Raw genomic sequence first — 19151 nt, forward strand, 5'->3', positions numbered from 1 at the left:
CCTCGCGGGTGAAGTGCGCGTCGGTCAGATTCCGGGTTCGAAACTGCTCCCAGGCCCAGCCGTCGAGCCGCGGGCGCAGGGGCTCGATGAGGTCATCGGCTATTTTCACGAGCTGGCATTCGGTCGCGAGTCGCCTCGTAATGAAGCAGGGTGTAGCCCAACGAGAGAGCGGCGTTGACGGGGTCGCGGGGCGGACGCCGATTGCGTCCCTTGAAGCCCAGGGACTCCGGCATGAGCGCGGCCAGACCGCCGAAGTAAGCTACCGCGGCGGCGCCTTCGATCCCGCGCAGGCTGTCGATGGAGAGTCCGCTCTCCTCGCGCAGACGTGCTCGGGCGGACTTCAGCCGATCCCGGGTGGCGGTCAGGGGATGACGTAGATCCGGGCGCTGGGCGATCGCACGTTGGATCAGCCGACTCTGAGCCTGCAGCTTGGCCAGAACCAGGCGCCGCGACCAGAGTCGGCGCCACTGCTGATCATCATAGCGGCGATACTGGCCAATGCGCCGAGCGCCGTCGTTGTGGCTCGCACCTTGAATGCTGGCGACCTTGCTCCCGTTCCAGCCGCCGAGCACAAGGACACCGACACCGCCGTCGGCAAGCCGGGCGAGCAGACCGCTTTGCAGGGTGACGGAGCTGCGCATCACGACGCGCTCGAGCAGGTGCAGCGGCACGGTGGTTTGGCGAACCTCCGCCGCATAGATGGCCAGCGCTTGGCCTTCCAGTTTGAGCGCGAGGTCGCGACGGTCGAGATAGAGTGTGGTCATGGTCTCAGCCCACGTAGAACCAGGGTGGATCGGTCGGTTTCACAGCAACGCCGAGGGTGAGGATCTTGCCGCGCGGGTCGAGTCGCACGAGGAAGAAGCGGTCTTCGCGCAGATCCAGCACGCCGCGGATCTCCGCCAGCAGCCGGCGACGCTCTGCTTGGGTCAGAAAGCACTCGAAGACCGATTTCTGCCGGCCGCTGGCGTAGCCCTTGAGGACCTTCAACGCCTCGCGCAGCCGACCGGGATCGGAGACGTCATAGGCGGCGAGATGGAGGATGCGCTTGGTCATGGCCGCAGATTAGCGCCGAGCGGCGTGCCGGTCCGGATCGGCAAGCTTGCGGGGCTGCGGGCGGGAGTAAGGGCGCGAGGGAGGTCGTGCGGCACACCTCTTTGGTGAAACCCGCTAAGCGGTGTCGAGCGGGGTCCCGGGGCGGTCGAGCTCTGCTTGATCCGCTGGCCGTGAGGCCAGCCTAAGACGGCGACTGCAAGTCGCCGATCCCAGGGGGTGGTCGGCGCGGTTCTCGGGCTTTATTGTCCGGATCAAGGTCGGCAGCGTAGGTTGTGTTGACGATAGGAAGCACAACCAACCGGCGCCGGCGGATGCATCAGGCTCGTGGAGCAGTGCAGAAAATCCGAGACCGTCCGAGATCATTTTCGTTGTCGTTGTCGTTGTCGTTGTCGTATCGATGGTCGATTACGACAACGACAACGAACGGTCTCGACATCTCTGCCGTGCCGCACTACGGAAACCAGCGCGAGATCTCGCCGCGCAGCTCGGGAAGGCGAGCGCCGGCGCAGACGTGGATGCGCAGATCCTCGGCGCGGCGGCGCACATGCGCGGGCAGGTCCAGATAGCTCACCAGCATGGCGCGGCCTTGCAGACCGCCGAGCAGATCGGCCAGGGCATCCAGCCGATAGAGCGCTTCCGAGCCCGGTCCATCGCCGCCCTTCCATGCCTTGGTCTTGCACTCGACCAGATAGAGTCGGTTCTCGGCGAGACAGGCGACGTCGATCTCGTTGTGGACTTCGGCACCTCGGGGATCCTGGCGATAGAGCTCGAGGCTGCGCGCAAGATCCTGGATCCGTCGTTCCTCGCGCCGCAGCTCCCAAAAGACCGCATAGACATGCTCCTCCAACCAGCCGCCGTTGACATAGAAGCGGGCGGCCTCGCTCGGGAAGCGCAACTGGCCGCTGACCACCGACAGGAGTCCAGTCCCGGAGCAACGCCCGATGAGATCGCCCAGGGCCATATCGCGGCGCTGCTGCGGATCCAGGATCGGTGAGCGTAAGGTTCCTTTGGCCTTCATCGCCAGCCAATTGAGTGTTCCCAGGGGTTGGGCGAGACGATGGCTCTGCGCCACCAGCCAATCGGTCAGCTCCCGACGCGATTCGGGAATCGCATCCGTAGCGGCGGACTGCACCCGCGCCCCGTGCGCCTGGAGAAAGGCATCGAGCTTCACCCGGTTGGCGAGGTCGACGACCGGACGCCCGGCCGGATGCATCCAGATCAGCCGGTCATGCTCGGGATGGATGTAGAAGATCGGCAGATCGGCGGCGCGAAAGACCTCGTAGGCGGCGATGCTCATAGGCTTGGTGCCGCCGGTTGCGTTGAGCGCGATGTCGCCGGCCGCGGCAAGCGATTGCTCGCGCTCGAGGAGCGCCAGGACTTGCTGCTGGACATGCTCGACGTCCCAGGCGTCGCGGATCTCGCAACGCTCGACCCGGATCCCGCGCGGCTTGAGCACGGACTCCAGCCAGCCGGCTCGGACCCGCATGTCCGGGCTCACCAGGAGCAGAACACGCTTGGGCGCGACCGCCGGATCAAGCGCCGGGGTGAGGTTGGGTGTCGCCTGTGCGGAGACCAGGTAGAGATGGGTGTGCGCGCTCATGGGGCCTCCGATGCGGTGTGGAGCGTCAAAGTCCGGCGCGCAGGAGGCCGAAGTTGTGATAGCCGTCCGGGTCGTGCTGATAGACCATGACGCGCTGGGCGTTGCCAAGCTCCGCACCGACAATGGCCGCGACGGCGGCCGGGCCGGCGTGGAAATAGTGGACGGTATCCACACCCGCGGCGATGAGCCTGCCGGCGGCGGCGCGGACCTCTTGTGCCAACTTGGGCATGTCCTCGGCGCAGAGCCGTTCGGCACGCGAGATGGTAAGGATCCGGTCCTCCGGAATGGCCCGCAGCGCATCATGAGTGTGTCGATAATGCTCGACCGACGGACGAATGTCCTTCGCGGCGAGGAGGTCGACAATCAGGATCGCCGGACGTTGTCCCGGGCGGCTGCGCGCCTCGCGAAACCAGCGGCGTTTGCGGCGCCGCTCGCCGAAGACGACGTCGATCCAGGTCCAGACGACCGGGACGGCGATGATCAACCCCACGACGACGCCGATCGGATCCAGGACCGCCATGATCCAGGCTGTGACGATGTCGATCATCCTGCCTCCCGCGTGACCCGGAAGCCTTCGATCCGCGCACCGCAGGCGCGCATCTCCTCGACCGTCAGCTCTCGGCCGCGCAGCTCCGGGGGCAGCTCCAAGCTCAGGTGCAGATATTGAGCACCGCGCTCGCAGACCTGCGCCACCAGATTCACCGGCAAGGAGCCGATGACGATGTCGCGCTCGCGGATGTCATCCGGATCCAGGTGCTCGACAAAGGCGTCGACATGGATCCCCTCCTCCTCCGCCCACGCGATGGCCCCGAGGTGGCGGGAGACGAAGTAAGTGGTCATGGGCGTGGGTACCCTCCGTGGCTCATACGATCAAGGCCGCCAGAGCGGCGCTGTCGGCAGTTGGGGACAGAGGTTCTTCAAGCCCACGCGAGCCGCTTCGGAACGCAGGAGCGGGATCAGCGCCGCCTCCGCCCACTGCGAGAAGGCATTCCAGTCGGACCGGTCGATGGGGCGATCGCCGTGCGCCAAGATCGAGGCGTTCCGTCTCAACAAATGATCGAGCAGATGCTCCCTCTCGGCCTCCACGAACGCACGCACCGGCCCGTCCAGGTGATACGCGGCCAACTCCCAGGCATCGCGTAAACCGGCCTTGAGATTGCCTTTGGCGGTCGGATGAATCTGTATCGTCGGAGGTATCTCGGAGGCTTGAAGATCTCCGGTCCGGATGCCCTTCGTCACGAGAAGCCACTGCGCCGTCCACTCGATCAGACGATAAAGACGAGCCACCGCGTCGTCGTAACGCGCCTGAGTCGCCCGTCGCTGGGCGTTCAACCAGAGGTCCCAAAGCCGCGCCGGCTCGCGCTTCGGGTCGTCCGGCGAGGCGACCAGCAGCTTGACGGCATTGAGCCAGGCACCGGCGTTGGAGCCGATGCGCTGGCGATAGACCTCCATCTGCTCGAGCGCGGCCCGATGGTCGAAGCGGTCCCAGGTATCGAAAGCGCGGCTCAGCCCGGTCGAGATCTGCAACTCCGCGCGCAGCAGCGGATCGCGCGGCGCCGACAGTCCGGCGAGCCCCTCGGCCGCCTCGCCGTAGGCGAAGCGGCCCCAAGCCGTGAGGTATGGCGCCATCGCGCGACGCATCCGGATGCCTTCCACATCGATGCTCAGCCCCGACTGGCTGCCGTCGTGGACCTTGACCAGGTTGGCACGCGCGCCGGTAACGATCTTCAGCTCGACGCCGTCAAGCTCGAGGCCGGAGATCACGAGCGCGGCCGTCATCGTCTTGGTCCCGCCTGTGTAGTCCGCAACGAAGCGCGCCCCGGGAAACCGGCGCCGGAGATCCAGCGTATTGCGGATGATGATCGCAACCGCCGCATCCAGGTCGTCCGGCGGTACCTCGACATACTCCCATTGCCCCTCGGTCAATCCGGCAAGCGTGGGGAGATTCGCCAGACCCTCGACCGAATCACCACGCCGGACCTCGATTGGCTTGTCCTTGCCGATGACCATCGCGCTCGACCCCGGCCGGCCTGTCGCCGGATCCGTTCCGGAACAGACGAAGAGGGTATGGCTCGGTCGGCACTCGTTGAGCGCGGTCAGGATAGGCTGATGGGAACCGCCTACGGTGCAGATTAGGATCACTTCCGACATAGTGAATTGCCTTCAAAATGGTTCGGCGGGGGCTCCGGATCCGGGAGGTTCCCTCGGACGACGGAGTCCGCATGCCAGCGCTCCCAATCCGCATTCGCCTCTTCGATCGATGCGTAACGAAAGACGCCTTTGGGAACACGGGTACGCGTCCGAGACATGGCCTCGCGCCATGCAATCTCCCCGGCCGAGGGCGGTGCCAGCACGCCCAACGGTCTTTGTGAGCGCCGACCAATCGTGCGACGGATCTTCATGGTGCCATTCCGCTTGTGTGCGTGTCGGTCTCTGTCGACACCTTCCGGATTGGAGAAACGAATGCGTGCCCACCGATACCCGTCACAGCGGAATCGCCTCCAGGAGGACGCGTCGACGCAAACTCGGGTGGAGTGAGGCTTCGGTCACCACATCGACCTTGCGCCCCGTCAACTCCTGAACGTCCATCAAGAAGCCACCGAGAGACAGGCCACTCCTGCCCGGAGGAAGCGAAACGAGCAGATCGATATCGCTTTCGGGGTGCGCATCGCCGCGAGCCATCGAGCCGAACACGCGGACATTCTCGATCCCGTGTCGAGCGGCGATCGCTCTGATTCGGGGTCCGTATTCTTGAAGCAGTGAATCCATGCAGACCTTCGTGATTACTCGCTTTGCTGGATTCCGCGCCGAATGCTTGGGCGCCACTCTGTCGGGCCTAGACTTCGCCATACCGAGCGATCCCAGACACTCGCCCGTTCTCTTCGGCCGTACGACGCCTCTCTCGGAGGCCCACGAAGAGGATCCGATCAGCCGTATGACGTTCGAAGCATTACGGAGCATCGACTGTGACAATCTTGATCCGCCCGACCGCAGCTTGCGCAAGTCGGCGGTCGCTCGTCCAAAACTCATCGCATTCTGCGGAGATAGCACAAGCGAGGTGCAAAGCGTCCGGTGTCCTCACGTTGTGCAGGGCCCGCAGCTCTGTTGCCAGGTCAAACACATCAGGCCGAGCAGCCACGACGCGTACGTCCGGCCGAGCAAAGAATTCATCGAACCGCTTCAGAAGCGAAAGATCGATCTTGCGAATCGGATAGACCCGGCATTCCAGGCGTGTCAAATGGCTCACGTGCAGCGCCGTCGTATCCAGAATCGGCTCCAGCATACCTGCGATCACGGAATGCCATGGAGCAACCTGCTGAATGCGATAGATGACCACACAACTGTCCCAGTAGATGCGCATCTCCTTTTAGTCCCAACTCGCGCGCTCTTGGGCAAGATAAGCGTCCATTTCCTCCCGCGTATATGTTTTGCTTAGCGGTTGACGGTCCAACTCTTCGAAGTATGCGCGCAACGAGCTGGCCGGCTTGACCTCACCCTTGGCAACCACTTTCACCTCCTCCTCCTCGTCTTCGTCGACAAGGACAATAATCTCCGCTTCTCCCTCCGGCGTGTCCGCCGGGAGTTGTAGCTTGAGTCGACGGCTACTGTCGATTGTTGCAGTCAGTTTCAACGCGTGCATCATCGCTCTCCGAATCAGTCCAAGGTGCCGTCCCTTGCGAGGTTGTGGGCTTTGGCGCTTGCATCGCCCGACACGGTTTTAGGGTGAACAGATTTCATGGATGACCCCGAATTCACGAAGCCCGCTTCGCGAAAAGTGCTGCGATCTGCGCCTGTCGTTCGCGCTTCTTCTTCGGCGCCGGCCAGCCGATATGGCCATAAATGGCCTCGGCCAACTCCGCCAGCGCATGCGACTCCGCAGCAGGCCAGTCGTTCTCGGCTTCCTTGAGCAAACCGACGAGCGCGTTTGCCAGCTCGCCTCCGGCGAGTTTGATCCCGGCAGCCTGATCGCGCCGGAACAGCTCGCGAAGCGACTCAAGCTTCCGTGCTTCATCGGACAGACTCGCCAGACGGGCCTCGCGTTCCGCTTGCTCACGTTCGACGCGTTGGCGTTCAGTCTCGGCTTCGGCCGCTCGGGCTTGGGCCTGAGCAAGCTCGGCGAGCAATCGGGTGCGGCGCTCCGAGACCTTGGCGCGCCAGGCAACGACCTCGCCGGAGTGCTCTGGCGAGGTCATTGGAGGAAGACCATCGTCGCCCTCGTGCACTTCGACCAAGACCCACCCAAAGGGCAGAAGATCGCGCTGGGCAAGTCGTTCGTCCGAGGCAAGCCAAATGGTCTTGGCATGATCCAGAGTGTCGGGCTGTTCCCCTCGCGCCTTCATGATCTTGATCTGCCTGATGCCATTAAGGGTGACGGATTCGGCGCCGCTATGACGTCCCACGCGCAACACAAAAGCCCGGTCGCTGGACAGCGATTCCGCTAATGGTCCCGATAGAAGCTCGCGAACGTCGTCGGCCCAACACTCGTCGAGATAGCCACGGTCATGCAGAAGGGCCATCTCGCGTTGGAGGGCAGGCAAATAGAATCGATTACAGGCGGCGGCGATCGACGTCGGATTGAACCGCAGCGACGCATCGGGCCAGTGCCTGGATTCGATCCCGCCGTTCTGCTGAACGGAGAGCTGAGCACGGAAACCGCGTGTTTGCAGTGGTGCCAGACACTCCAGGAGCTGATAAAGACCGCGCTGCTCGGCTTGCGAATCGACCAGCCTGCCGCCGACTCGCACCTCGGTCTTCTTGCGGTTGACCGCGAAACGCACTTGAGTCGCGGCGGTGTCCGGATCGACGGTAGATGCATCGCTGATCCGAATCAGCCGCATGGGATCGAGCTCGAACTTGCCCGCCTGATAGCCGAACAGACGTTGCTGAAGCTTCAAGTTGGCATTGCGGTCGCCACGAAGGTCGGCGGGCAGGGGGTCGCCATCGTTTGCGTGGTCGAGCAGTGCCGTGCGAATCGCCCCTTTCAGCCCGCTGCCGGGGAGGATCGGAGCGCCTGAGTACGGGTTGAACGCGGTCCGCTCAATCTCCAAGCGATTCTGAACGGCCTGCCCGCGTGCTTCTTGCTGGGCAACCTGGCCGATCCTCTCGCGATAGAAGGCTTCGACGGTTGCATTGACCTGCACGCAACGCCGGGAAACCGCGATCAAACGCTCGCGGTTCGCATGAAAAAAGGACTGGACCCGACGCAGCATGTCCTGTGTCGGCTTGCCGTCGAGGATCCCGCTCAGCTTGGTTCGTTCCTGCTCCGGCAGCGCCTTCAGGGCTGCGATGCCGTCAAACTCGTACAGGGTCTCCTCGTCGATGACATAGCCAGTCGGCTCATAGTCTTGACCGCTGCCGAGATGCACGGGCGCGAGCGGCGTGATGGCGAGCTGCCAGTGTTGATCGAGGCTCATGCCGCATCCCCCGTGCGTTGCGTCTCGGACAGATCGAGCTTGATGCCGATCCAGGGCGCGAAGCCTTGTTGGACGGTGCCTTCATATCCTGACGCGCGGCTGAGCTTACCTCGCCCACCGAGTCCCTGACCAACGAATGGCTGCTCCGGGATGCTGCGCGGCGTGAGAACCGCACCGGTTTGAGCAAGCAGTACCGGGGCCTTGAAGGGTCGGCCTGTCTGCACGGCTTGATCACCGTGCCGACCGAACCGGGTGAAGACCTCGTAATGACTGTGGTCCGCGATAAAGCCTTGTCCTTGCGGGGCGACGGGCGCCAGCGTGAAGCAGGCGTTCGCATCCGGTTGCGACGACGGCAGGGCGCCGAGGCGAGGCTCGCCGACGATCTCCAGCTTGCCGAGTCCGATCCCGGCGTCGCGCCCGTAGCCGATCCGACCGATGTCCTCGATCAGCAGCCGGGCCTCGTCGACCGACAGCCGGGCGCTGTCGACCAACAGATAGAGATCGAAGGTCAGTCCGGGTGCAAACCAGAGCTGCTCCTGGACGTAGGGCGCGAACTCGGCTCCGCCGGTTGTTCCCGTCAGACGATTGATGCTGTTGTGGGGTTGCGCATGACTCTCGGCGAGTGCCTGTGCGCCCTCGCCGGCGCCCGACACGGTCGCGACCACCTCGCGATCGGAACGGCAACTCGCGAGCCAATCCTTGACCGGCTCCCCCAGCGCTGCAGTCGGCAGCCAGCGTTTGCGCTTGACGGCCTTGCGGTCTGCATCCGGGAGTTCGGCAAAACGATGCAACGGCAGGGCCGGTCGCGGGAGGTGGCCGGCCGGAAAGGCGTCCGAGCACACGGCAAAAGGACGCCCTTCCGGATAGCCAGCCAGAAGCTCGACCAAGCGGTCCTCTCCCCAGCGATGACGCGCCATCCAGCAAAGCTGACCGAAAAAGGTGTCGCCCTTGATGGGGCCACCGAAGGCGCTGCGCGGTCGCAGCTTGAATTGCAGACAGTCCATGCGCGTGCTCCGTGTGTGATCCCGACTGCCGAAGACTCAGATCTCGGTGGCGGCCAAGGCGTCCATCAGGGACGCACCGTCGCGCGTCAGTCCGGTGAACTTGAGCTTGCCGTAGCCTCGCGACCCCGAGCCGCCGAGACCCGTCAGCTCCAGCAGACGCAGCCCGCGCAGGATGTCGGCGAGCAGATCCTCGTCGTCGATGACCTTCACCGTGAGGCGGAACTCGAAACGCGCGCCGGCCGGAACCCGTTCGGTGTTGCGCGGATGCTCGGCGACACCGCGGATACGGTCGATCATGTTCTCCATCTTGGTTTCGGTGAGCAGCAGGCTTTTGTCGTCCTTCATCTCCTTCACCCACGCCGGATCCAAGGCGCAGTCCCAAAAGGCCAGCCGTGTCGGACCGATCTCGGTCACGAGCCTGGAGTCCTGGTCCGCGCCCTCCGGCGCCCCGCCGAACAGCCGGAGGATACGGCGACCCTGATCGACCATGGCCCCGTCGAGCTTCGACATGTGCTTGAAGCCGAGCGGTTTGCCCTCCGTGATCCCGACCACCCCGGCGCGCCATTCCAAGAGGCTGCGCATCTTGCCCTTGAGGCTGGAGCCCGGGATGTAGGGCTCGTTGGTGACCGGATTCTTGATGACGGGGTTGTCGGTGCCGCCGATGTGCATCTCGGTGTTGCCGCTGCCGATGTGCAGCCCCGAGACCAGCTCGATCCGGCCGTTGATGTCTGTGATGTTGGTCAGTTGCATGTTGGCGTCCCCTGTCAGCCGGTCGGGCGTTCCTGTTTGTAAAAGCCGAGAAATGCTTCGAAGAAGAGCTTGAAGTGACGCAGGCTCGTGTAGTCATCGACCTGCGTGACGCAGCAGGAGATGAAGTCGACGAAGTTGTCGTCGACGTGCCGACGGCCTTTGGCATAGGCAGCCTTGGCATTGAGCATGCGGATGAACGGCAGAAGCTCGTCGAAACGCTCCGGCGCCGAACGAGCCTTTTCCTCCCACATCACCAGCTCGTCGTAGAACTGACGGATCTGGCTGGGTTTGTTCGCCTGGTTGCGCGAATCGCCGGCAACCGCTTTCGCCGTCGCCCGAGCGACATCGTCGAAGAGGTCGGCGGGCAAGGCGCGCCCCTCGGTCGGCTTCAGCCGGATGCGCGAGGTGTCGATGGACGGGAGCTCACTGCGAAAACCCCGATCGCCACGCTCCGATCCGCCCGCACGCGACCCCGGCCCACCGCGGCTGTCGCGTGGTCCGCCGCCCTGTCCTGTGTATCCGTTTGGCATGGTCTCCCCTCAGCGTCGGTGGTGATACAGATGAATGAACAGCGCGATCTTAAAGGCGCTGCCGTGCTTTCTGATGCCGTCTCCAAGCAGTTGGCCAAGCGTTTGCTGCCAACGTCGGCGGGCATCCAGATCCAGTCCGCATTTGGACTCCAGCATGCGCCAAGTCCGATAGGCAAAGCGTGACGGCCAGAGTGCGCTGTCGATCCTCGGCGAATGGGTTGGATCGGACTCGGCGCGACGCAGGTCCTCCGCCATGTCGGCCAGGGACTGAAGCCCGTAGAGATATCCGGTGCTCAGGGCCAGCTCATCGCGCATGACCTCGAGGGCTTGCGCGGTATCGGCAAGCTCAGCGAAGGCGGCCCAGGAGACCGTGTGTCCGAAGCAGGTCACGGCGTTCTTGGCTGCCCCGTCGCGCGACCGATACGCCTTGGCGGCCTCCAGTTGCTCCTCGGCGAGCTGCCCCATCTGGCGAATCGGAAGGCCCGGCTTCGTCATGGCAAGCCCGGCGGAGAAGTGGATCTCCGGATTGGCGGCGACGAAGCGGGCAAACTCTTTTCGCATCTCGGCGGCCAGGGCGATAGTGCTGCGCCAGGGGCCGATCAGATAGAAGTCGTCGCCGCCGGCAAAGACGGTATAGGTGCTCGGATAGCGTTCGCGGCAGACCCAGGGCAACCAGACGGCAAAGAAGGCGTTGAGCTGGCGCGACAGACCAGCCATCTTGGCAAAGCTCGGCGTTTCCAGACCACGCTCGAAGATGCGCCCGAGGTCGTCGACATCGCCCTTGAGCGTCATCAATGCCTCGGTCCCTTGGCGACGGCCCTCGGCATCCGGAACGAGATCATCGCAGGCGATCTCGCCCAGGGTTTTGATCGCAGCGGCGTCGCCGTCGGATCGTTGATCGGCGTCCAGGTGCGCATAGCGCTGCCGTTCCCAATCGTTGGGGGTTCCGTAGGCGGGCACATGGGCGTCGATCTCGCGTCGCGCATAGCCGCGGAACATAGGCGCAGAGCCGGTCGCGGGCAGGCCGAAATCCCAGACGCGTCGCAGTACACCGGATTGGGCGACGGCACCGAATCGGCCACTGCGCTCTTCATCGCCCGTGAACTGAATGTGATATCCCAAGACGGGCACGCGCAGGGCATCGCCCAGCGATTCCGTCGAGATCAGCACCCGACTGCGGCGGGTCAGCTCGCCACCGATTCGGATCTGATCATTCGACAGTGCACAGGCAAAGCGACCCTCGCCCTTTTCGAGGGGCTCGGTTGCAGGAGAGCGCCCGTCGATTGCGCAGACGCCCATCTCGGCGCGGAAGCGATCCAAAAATTCCGTAAAGATCGGCGCCGGGGGATGCTCTGCGCACAAGTCCAGCCGTTGCGACTTCGCGATCTGAAGATCCTCGAACAGACCTCGGATCAAGGCTCGGAACGGTGGATCGTCCAGACCCTCGCGCGTGACGAAATCGTTGCAGCAGGCCGCCCGAAACGCAAGCCCGATGCCCGATTGACCGTAAGCGTGCTCCAGAAACCACTGGTCGAACGAGCGCTGGACCTGTTCCAGACGCTCACGCGTGCGATCGGTGTTGGGCGCAACGATCAGGAATTTTCCGGCGGCGTTGATGACCTGGCTGGTCGGCGGCAGCTCCAACGCATCGAGGATTCGCAGCGCGGCGCACTCGGTCAGCAGCGAGATGTAGAAGGACCGCCCGCGCAGCAGTTTAGCCGCGCGCTTCTGCGTTTCACCGCCGGTCGCGAAGATGAAGTCCTGGATGCCGAACAGGTCACCCTGGATCAACAGCAGCTTCTCGACATCCCAATCCGAACGTCCACGATCGGCCAGGCGTTTGCGCGCGTCCTCGCCGGTATCCCCCGACTCATGGTGATAGCGCCACAGGGCGGCGGCCAGCGCGGCGGCGGTCCGGGAATGATCGTAGAGCGAGACCTCGGAACGGACGTTAAAGGCCGTCGCGGCTGGGATGGCGTGGGTGAAGCAGCCCCAGGCCGCGTCGAAATGATCGAGCCAAAGCGGCCAGTTGCCCCGATGGCTGGGCGGGATGCTCTCCAGTGCGGCTGTGAACTGCTCCCACAGCGCGGCATACTCGGCCTGCGCGGCTTTATCGTCGTTGCCCTCGTAGCCCTTTGCCTCGACCGCGAACAGGGACTCCGGCGAGAGGGGTTTCAATGGGTAGCGCCAGTGCCATTGATCCCGCGTGTTGCCCGGGTCGCCCTCCAACCGAATCGGCTCGAACAGCGTCAACTGCCGGGCCGTGTAGTGATTGCGGCCGGTGCGGGTCTTGTCCTCGGCTTGGTTGTAGGCTTCGAACGTCTCACGCTCGAAGCCGGATGCGACCCGATCGGCTGTCGCGACGATCCATTGCAGAAAGGTATCGGGAACATGATGTCGCCCGGCGGCGTTGACGATGGAGTTGTCCACATCGGTCGCGCCCCAGGCCGCAAAGGGCGAGACGTCGTCGCCGATCAGCTCGGGAAAGCGGCGCTCGATCAGATCCCAGGCGAGCACGGTGTAGGCCGCATGTTTGTGCGTATGCCAAACCCGACCGCCTTCCTCGCGTCGCGGACAGTACATCTGCTCATGCAGCAGGCGTTTACTCTCCTCGACTTGCATCCGCGCACGTTCCGCGAGCTTGCCCAAGTCGTGCAGGAAAGCGGCGAAGGCGACCCGGCACGTCTGATCTTGAACTCTGCGATCATCCATTTCGTGGCATCCCATTCGAAAGCGTCGTTGTGACCGAGTCATGCTGAGGGCTATCGCGACGAATGGCCATGACTCTGTTCGGCTCGCCGGTCGGCATCATGCCATGTCCACGAGCCCCGTTGAAACCGTCGCAAGCTTGCGAGCAACATGCGATGTGTACATCGGTCATCGTTCGAAGTTCTCGGGCTGGAGAACCTATTCCAAGGGTCTGGCCTTTTTTTCGCTGAACCCAATCGCCCCGCCATCCAACGTCAACCCGAACCGCGTCTGCGGACGCGCCCCGTCCGGGTGGATCAAATAGGCCGCGGCAAGCTGAGGACCCAGCGCCTTCTCGATCGCGCTATTGACGCGTGATTTGCGTTGATCGAAGTAGTCCTTGGTCATGCCCTCGGAGAGGGCCTTTGCGGCCCGCTCGAGCCCGCTCGAAAGATCCCCGTCGATCTCGCGATAGCAGAGGAGATACGCCCCGGCGATGCCGTCGTCGGTCCAGCGCACGCCGTCGAGCCCCTCGACGCGGCGCCGGGCGAGCATCGCGTAGAAGGCCAGGGAGGCCGGCGGGAGTGCGATGGTCTCGCCGCCGGCATGGATGCGACCACCGGCGAGGTCGAGGATCAGCTGAGACGGGGCCAGCGCCCGCTGGGCGGCCTCGACGGTGGCGCTGAAGCTTGCAGCCCCTTCGATCAGGCGTTGGGGCAACCCGTCGCGGACCCGCACGAAGGGGATCTCGGCCAGGGTCACGCGGGCGTCGCGGGTGTCGTACGGGCGGCTGTCCGGCGGCGGGGTGTGGATGACGTCGCTCTCGGGCGTCGGGTAGAAGAACTGGGGATGCGACTCGTAGGGGGCACTGACCAGGACATGCGATAGACGGTCCTGCGGGCGGCCGTAGAGCGATAGCGCGTAGCCGAGATAGAAGCCCATCGTTTTGCGACCACCGGCGATCGAGACATGGAGCGCGGCGTGCGGATCCGCGGTCAGGATGCGCACCTGCTCGGTGATGGCGTCGGCGGCGGCGGTGTTGTCGTCGAGGGTGCGGATGTCGGTCAGAGGCATGCCGTCGGCTGCGTGCAATTCATGGATCAGGTCCTTGGCGAATCGGATCGGCGGCAAACCATAGTCACGACAAAGACGCAGAAACCACCCGGATTTCGGATGCAGCAGGGAGAGCCTCGCCCGCTCGGCGCCCTCGGCGGTGGTGATCAGATGGATCTCGGTCGGGATCCAGGGATCGCACTCCCGCGTTGCGAGGGCGAACAGGGTCTCGGTGACGATTTGTGGCGACAGTCCGGTGACGGCAAGCAGGATCCGCCTGGGGAAGTGCGAGGGGTCGGGATGGGTTCCGGACATGGCGCTCGATGGATGCGAGGGTGGATCGTTGAATGGGTGGAGCCGGGGCATCCTTGCCTCCCTGACCGCATCGGCGGCGGTCGCCGGTTCCGGGGTGCATTCTCCGCAGCGGGTGCCTGTCCGTCAGGGTCGACAAGCTTGCTGGTGCGCCGGCTTGTCCGGATCGTCGCACGCAAGCGTTCATGAATCGTCGCCGTGACGTTGGCCTCATGTCTTCGGCAGGACCTCTGCGGTCGGTGTGCGCGTGCGGAGAGATCGGTCGGTATCCTCGGTTGACGTCGCGGCCTGGACGCGATATCCGCCAAGACCGAACGCGGTACCCTTCCCGACATGGGTCCACTGGCCGAGCCAGAGTGCGGGCCAAACATCGGCGACGCTCCGCCCCTCGAGCAGGATGTCGCCGATCAGCCCGCCCATCTGCATCAGGGTGTTTTGCCTGGAGGAGAAGCGGGTCCATTCGTGCCAGCGCAGATGCTGCGGCGTGAGATCTAGCGAGGCGGCGAGCACATCGAGTCCGCGTGCGTCGAAACCGTCTGGATACCCGCCGTAGAGCTCGGCCAAGCGGCGCAAGCGCCGGTAGAGGACGCGCAGCAGATCCAGAGATTTCAGCTCCGCGGCACCGACGAACCGGCCTTCCCGCTTGATCCGCAGCGGTGTCAGAAGGCGCAGGATGACGGCGTCGGGTGCCGCCGGGATCGCGGGCGTCCCGCTCCCCGTCGGCCGATACTCGCCACGCTCGGCATCGAAGACGCGTTCCCAGCGCTCCGAGCCGAGGCCCGGCTCGCGCTCGACCTCGCATACCCGGAACCGCCCGCGTGTCGTTCCGATCCCGCGCTCGCCGGCACCGGCGAGGGCGTGGATCAGGTAAGGCACCTGAGCGATGGCGTTGCCCATGAGGTGGATGACGAGATCGAAGTCGGCGCCGGGCTCAAGCTGGGTGGACACCTTGGGGTCGATATCCAGGACGAAGGGATGCGGCATCGCCGTATAGCCCTGCGCAGCCTGCCCGGCCGGAGCGGGTGTTTCGAAGAGTGTCGAGTAGACGCAGGAATGGACCAACAGACAGCCCGTACAGGTCGGCTGTCGGGTCACGCAGGCGGTGCGCCGCAGCCCTTGGCCGAGTAAACCACGCCAGGCGGAGCCCGGATAGGCGGGCATTCGGATCGCGTCGATCGCTTCGAACCGGAAGCGAAATCGTGCCAGAGGCGGAAAAGAGAATGCGGTCGTGGTCGATGTCATCGGTGCCGTCCTCTGGATGCGATGGCGAAGCTGCGGATCGGCCTCGGGTCAACGATCCCTGAGCAATCGCTGCCCCGAGCCGTAGTCGGGCGTGTTGGTCCCCGGAATGGCGTTGTAGATCTTGCCGTCACGGATGATCAAGCGGTCAGATGAGCCGTAGTCGGGTGTGCGGGTGCCCTTGATCGCGGGGTAGACGATGCCGTCGCGCTCGATGAGGAGCGGGCCGCCATAGTCCGGGGTCTGGGTGCCCGGAATGGGCTTCCAGATATCCGTGTCCGCGTACGCGAGCGGGGTCAGTGCGACGGCGAGGATCGGAAGGGCTGTGCGCCATGTGGCTTTTGCGGTCCTCTTCATCTGGTCCCTCCAATCCGCAGCGGTCTGATCGACCGCAACGATATCCGGCGATGCCGCGCGGAGCGTCGGCTCGTGCGTCGTCCCCCGAATCGGTGTCAGGATAGACGCAAACCCGTGACACCGGCCCGCCGGCAAGCTTGCGGCGAATCGGCCGCGAGCCGCCGCGCCGGACATGCCCGATCGACTCAGACGCCGGCCTCCGGGCGCATGTGCGGAAACAGCAGCACATCGCGGATCGAGGGCGAGTCGGTGAAGAGCATGACCAGGCGGTCGATGCCGATGCCCTCGCCTGCCGTCGGCGGCATGCCGTGCTCCAAGGCACGGATATAGTCGGCGTCGAAGTACATGGCCTCGAGATCACCGGCTTCCTTCTCGGCGACCTGCTGGCGGAAGCGATCGGCCTGGTCCTCGGCGTCGTTCAACTCCGAGAAGCCGTTGGCGATCTCGCGCCCGCCGACGAAGAACTCGAAGCGGTCGGTGACGAAGGGGTTGTCGTCGTTGCGCCGCGCCAGCGGAGAGACCTCGGTGGGGTATTGGGTGATGAAGGTCGGGGCTATCAGACGATGCTCGGCGGTGTGCTCGAACAGCTCGATCTGGAGCTTGCCGAGACCCCAGCCGGGCTTGACTGCAATCCCCAGTCGGGCGGCCACTGCGCGAGCGCATTCAAGGTCGTCGACATCGGCCGGTCCGAGATCCGGGTTGAAGTGCAGGATCGCCTCGCGGACCGTCATGCGCGCGAAGGGCTGTCCGAAGTCGTAGTCCTCGCCTTGATAGTGGATCAGCGTGCGGCCGAGGACCTGCTCGGCCATCTCGCGGAGCATGTTCTCGGTGAGGTCCATCAGATCGCGGTAGTCCGCGTACGCCTCGTAGAACTCGAGCATGGTGAACTCGGGATTGTGACGCGTGGAAAGCCCCTCGTTGCGGAAATTGCGGTTGATCTCGTAGACCTTCTCCAGACCGCCGACCACCAGGCGTTTGAGAAACAGCTCGGGCGCAATGCGCAGAAAGAGCTGCATATCCAGCGCGTTGTGATGCGTGATGAAGGGACGCGCGACGGCACCGCCCGGGATCACCTGCATCATCGGGGTCTCGACCTCCAGATAACCGCGGGCGTTCAGATAGTCGCGGATGAACTGGATGACCCGGGTGCGGATGCGGAAGGTCTCGCGCGTGCCGCCGTTCATGATGAGATCGAGATAGCGCTGGCGGTAGCGGCTCTCCATGTCGGTCAGACCATGGAACTTCTCGGGAAGCGGACGCAACGCCTTGGTCAACAGGCGAATGCTGTCGCACTTGATCGACAGCTCGCCGGTCTTGGTCTTGAACAGGAGACCCTCGGCGCCGAGGATGTCGCCGAGGTCGTAGTCGCGCTTGAAAACGCCGTAGGCGTCCTCGCCGATCAGGTCGCGTTGGACGAAGAGCTGGATGCGCCCGGACATGTCCTGCACATGTGCAAAGCTCGCCTTGCCCATGATCCGTCGGCTCATCAGTCGGCCGGCGACCTTCACGCGCAACCCGAGCGCCTCGATCGCCTCGGGCTCATGCTCGCCGTATTCGGCCAGCAGCTCTCCCGCGACCACATCGCGGCGAAAATCGTTCGGGAACGCAGGACCTTGGGCGCGCAACTGCGAAAGCTTCTCGCGCCGCTGCGCGATCAGCTTGTGCTCGTCGACCGCGTCCTCGTTCGACGCCGCCGTATTGGTGTTCTGTTCTTGCTCGCTCATCGAACCCCCCTTAAACCGCTTCCGTCGCGACACGCTCATGTCGCCGCATCGTCGAGTGCACCGCACGCCAACGTACGTCTGAGTAGAAGCGGTTTAAGAATTTAGGACATTGAGATGATTTCCGGAAAAGGATCCACGGGTATGTAGGGACAAATGAATTCGCCCCTACAGCTCCTGCAAAAAGCGCGCGCTCGGGATGTTTATTCACGGACATCGGCTATGTTTTCGATATCTTGAACCGCGTCGACTTGAAGCCCGCCCAAGACCGCAACGGCGCGGCCGCCACCAAGGCATCGGGCGGCTCGGGGACGCGGTTCAATCAGAGACCGCTCTTGAGACTCGCCTCGATAAACGGATCAAGATTCCCGTCCAGCACCGATTGGGTGTTGGCGATCTCCACGTTGGTGCGCAGATCCTTGATGCGTGATTGGTCCAGCACATAGGAGCGAATCTGGCTGCCCCAGCCGATATCCGACTTGGTGTCCTCGATCGCCTGCTGACTGGCACGTCGGTTCTGCATCTCGAGCTCGTAGAGCTTGGCCTTGAGCTGCTTCATCGCGTGGTCTTTGTTCTTATGCTGCGACCGATCGGTCTGGCACTGCACCACGATCCCGGTCGGGTTGTGGGTAATACGCACGGCGGACTCGGTCCGGTTGACGTGCTGACCGCCCGCGCCGCTCGCACGATAGACGTCGATGCGCAGGTCAGCGGGGTTGATCTCGATATTGACGGTGTCGTCGACCTCGGGCGAGACGAAGACGGCGGCAAACGAGGTATGGCGCCGGTTGCCCGAGTCGAACGGCGACTTGCGCACCAGGCGATGCACGCCGGTCTCGGTGCGCAGCCAGCCGAAGGCGTAGTCGCCCGAGAATTGGATGGTCGCCGACTTGATGCCCGCGACCTCGCCGGGCGAGACCTCGAGCAGCTCGGTCTTGAAGCCGCGGCGCTCGCCCCAGCGCAGATACATGCGCAGCAGCATCTCGGCCCAGTCCTGTGCCTCGGTCCCGCCCGATCCGGCTTGAACGTCGACATAGGCGTTCTTCGCGTCCATCTCGCCGGCAAACATGCGGCGGAATTCAAGCTCGGCGACCTGCGATTCCTGGCGTTCCAGATCCTTCGCAACGGCAGCAAGCGTGTCCTCGTCCTGCTCCTCGGCGGCCATCGCCAGCAGATCGTCGGCATCGACGAGACCGGTCGTGAGCTCGTCGATCGTGAGCACGATAGCCTCGAGCGTCGCACGCTCGCGGCCGAGGGTCTGAGCACGCTCCGGATCGTTCCAGATCTTAGGGTCTTCCAGCTCGCGCAGGACCTCGGTCAAACGCTCTTTGCGTTCCGGGTAGTCAAAGATACCCCCTAAGGGACTCGACACGTCCCTTGAGGTCACTGATTTGGTAAGCGATCGGGTTGATGTCGAGCATCTTCGACTC

The 19151-nt window shown here is 64.1% G+C and carries 19 protein-coding genes; all 19 read right to left on the reverse strand.

Annotation, left to right across the window (positions count from 1 at the left end; all coding sequences use genetic code 11):
- Positions 1-92 precede the first annotated feature (92 nt).
- The 19 genes from cas1 to prfB all read right to left on the reverse strand — a co-directional run bounded on the left by cas1 (position 93) and on the right by prfB (position 19142).
- Positions 93-764, reverse strand: coding sequence for a CRISPR-associated endonuclease Cas1 (gene cas1 / locus VLR48_RS04095; protein WP_325290557.1), 672 nt, complete (start codon positions 762-764; stop codon positions 93-95).
- A 4-nt stretch (positions 765-768) separates the two neighbouring features.
- On the reverse strand, positions 769-1053 hold the full coding sequence (gene cas2 / locus VLR48_RS04100) for a CRISPR-associated endonuclease Cas2 (RefSeq protein ID WP_325290558.1): 285 nt from the start codon (positions 1051-1053) through the stop codon (positions 769-771).
- A gap of 451 nt (positions 1054-1504) precedes the next feature.
- Positions 1505-2653 (reverse strand): Card1-like endonuclease domain-containing protein, encoded by a 1149-nt coding sequence (locus tag VLR48_RS04105; RefSeq protein WP_325290559.1) that lies wholly within the window; start codon positions 2651-2653, stop codon positions 1505-1507.
- Between the two features lie 25 nt (positions 2654-2678).
- On the reverse strand, positions 2679-3200 hold the full coding sequence (locus VLR48_RS04110; protein WP_325290560.1) for an SAVED domain-containing protein: 522 nt from the start codon (positions 3198-3200) through the stop codon (positions 2679-2681).
- Positions 3197-3493 carry a CRISPR-associated protein Csx16 gene (gene csx16 / locus VLR48_RS04115; RefSeq protein ID WP_325290561.1) on the reverse strand — a complete coding sequence of 99 codons (297 nt, stop codon included), beginning with the start codon at positions 3491-3493 and terminating at the stop codon, positions 3197-3199. The genes VLR48_RS04110 and csx16 overlap by 4 nt, the downstream gene beginning before the upstream one ends.
- A gap of 30 nt (positions 3494-3523) precedes the next feature.
- Positions 3524-4804 (reverse strand): TIGR02710 family CRISPR-associated CARF protein, encoded by a 1281-nt coding sequence (locus VLR48_RS04120; protein ID WP_325290562.1) that lies wholly within the window; start codon positions 4802-4804, stop codon positions 3524-3526.
- 333 nt (positions 4805-5137) lie between these two features.
- Complete coding sequence (locus VLR48_RS04125; RefSeq protein ID WP_325290563.1) at positions 5138-5422, reverse strand: nucleotidyltransferase family protein; 285 nt, start codon at positions 5420-5422, stop codon at positions 5138-5140.
- A gap of 181 nt (positions 5423-5603) precedes the next feature.
- Positions 5604-6014, reverse strand: a complete 411-nt coding sequence (locus VLR48_RS04130) for a type II toxin-antitoxin system VapC family toxin (RefSeq protein ID WP_325290564.1) — start codon at positions 6012-6014, stop codon at positions 5604-5606.
- A gap of 6 nt (positions 6015-6020) precedes the next feature.
- Complete coding sequence (locus VLR48_RS04135; RefSeq protein WP_325290565.1) at positions 6021-6293, reverse strand: hypothetical protein; 273 nt, start codon at positions 6291-6293, stop codon at positions 6021-6023.
- 112 nt (positions 6294-6405) lie between these two features.
- Positions 6406-8067: an RAMP superfamily CRISPR-associated protein gene (locus tag VLR48_RS04140; protein ID WP_325290566.1), complete on the reverse strand. Its 1662-nt coding sequence runs from the start codon at positions 8065-8067 to the stop codon at positions 6406-6408.
- A complete protein-coding gene (csm4, locus tag VLR48_RS04145) occupies positions 8064-9071 on the reverse strand; it encodes a type III-A CRISPR-associated RAMP protein Csm4 (protein ID WP_325290567.1) in 1008 nt (335 codons plus the stop codon). The genes VLR48_RS04140 and csm4 overlap by 4 nt, the downstream gene beginning before the upstream one ends.
- A gap of 36 nt (positions 9072-9107) precedes the next feature.
- Complete coding sequence (csm3, locus tag VLR48_RS04150) at positions 9108-9821, reverse strand: type III-A CRISPR-associated RAMP protein Csm3 (RefSeq protein WP_325290568.1); 714 nt, start codon at positions 9819-9821, stop codon at positions 9108-9110.
- Between the two features lie 14 nt (positions 9822-9835).
- A complete protein-coding gene (gene csm2 / locus VLR48_RS04155) occupies positions 9836-10351 on the reverse strand; it encodes a type III-A CRISPR-associated protein Csm2 (RefSeq protein WP_325290569.1) in 516 nt (171 codons plus the stop codon).
- 9 nt (positions 10352-10360) lie between these two features.
- Entirely contained in the window at positions 10361-13105 is a 2745-nt protein-coding gene (gene cas10, locus VLR48_RS04160; RefSeq protein WP_325290570.1) for a type III-A CRISPR-associated protein Cas10/Csm1, read from the reverse strand.
- A gap of 153 nt (positions 13106-13258) precedes the next feature.
- The gene (csm6, locus tag VLR48_RS04165; protein ID WP_325290571.1) at positions 13259-14458 is read right to left on the reverse strand and encodes a CRISPR-associated ring nuclease Csm6; all 1200 of its coding nucleotides are present in this window, start codon (positions 14456-14458) and stop codon (positions 13259-13261) included.
- A gap of 156 nt (positions 14459-14614) precedes the next feature.
- Positions 14615-15565 carry a CRISPR system precrRNA processing endoribonuclease RAMP protein Cas6 gene (gene cas6 / locus VLR48_RS04170; RefSeq protein ID WP_325290572.1) on the reverse strand — a complete coding sequence of 317 codons (951 nt, stop codon included), beginning with the start codon at positions 15563-15565 and terminating at the stop codon, positions 14615-14617.
- Positions 15566-15694: 129 nt separating this feature from the next.
- On the reverse strand, positions 15695-16000 hold the full coding sequence (locus VLR48_RS04175) for a hypothetical protein (protein WP_325290573.1): 306 nt from the start codon (positions 15998-16000) through the stop codon (positions 15695-15697).
- A 185-nt stretch (positions 16001-16185) separates the two neighbouring features.
- Positions 16186-17724 (reverse strand): lysine--tRNA ligase, encoded by a 1539-nt coding sequence (lysS, locus tag VLR48_RS04180; protein ID WP_325290574.1) that lies wholly within the window; start codon positions 17722-17724, stop codon positions 16186-16188.
- A 319-nt stretch (positions 17725-18043) separates the two neighbouring features.
- Positions 18044-19142 (reverse strand): peptide chain release factor 2 gene (prfB, locus tag VLR48_RS04185; protein ID WP_325290575.1). Its coding sequence is split into 2 segments (ribosomal slippage): positions 18044-19066 and positions 19068-19142, totalling 1098 coding nucleotides; the frame shifts between segments, so codons are not numbered across the junction.
- Positions 19143-19151: the final 9 nt, after the last annotated feature.

Origin of the sequence: Thiocapsa sp. (assembly GCF_035467215.1) — a bacterium.
GTDB lineage: Bacteria > Pseudomonadota > Gammaproteobacteria > Chromatiales > Chromatiaceae > Thiocapsa.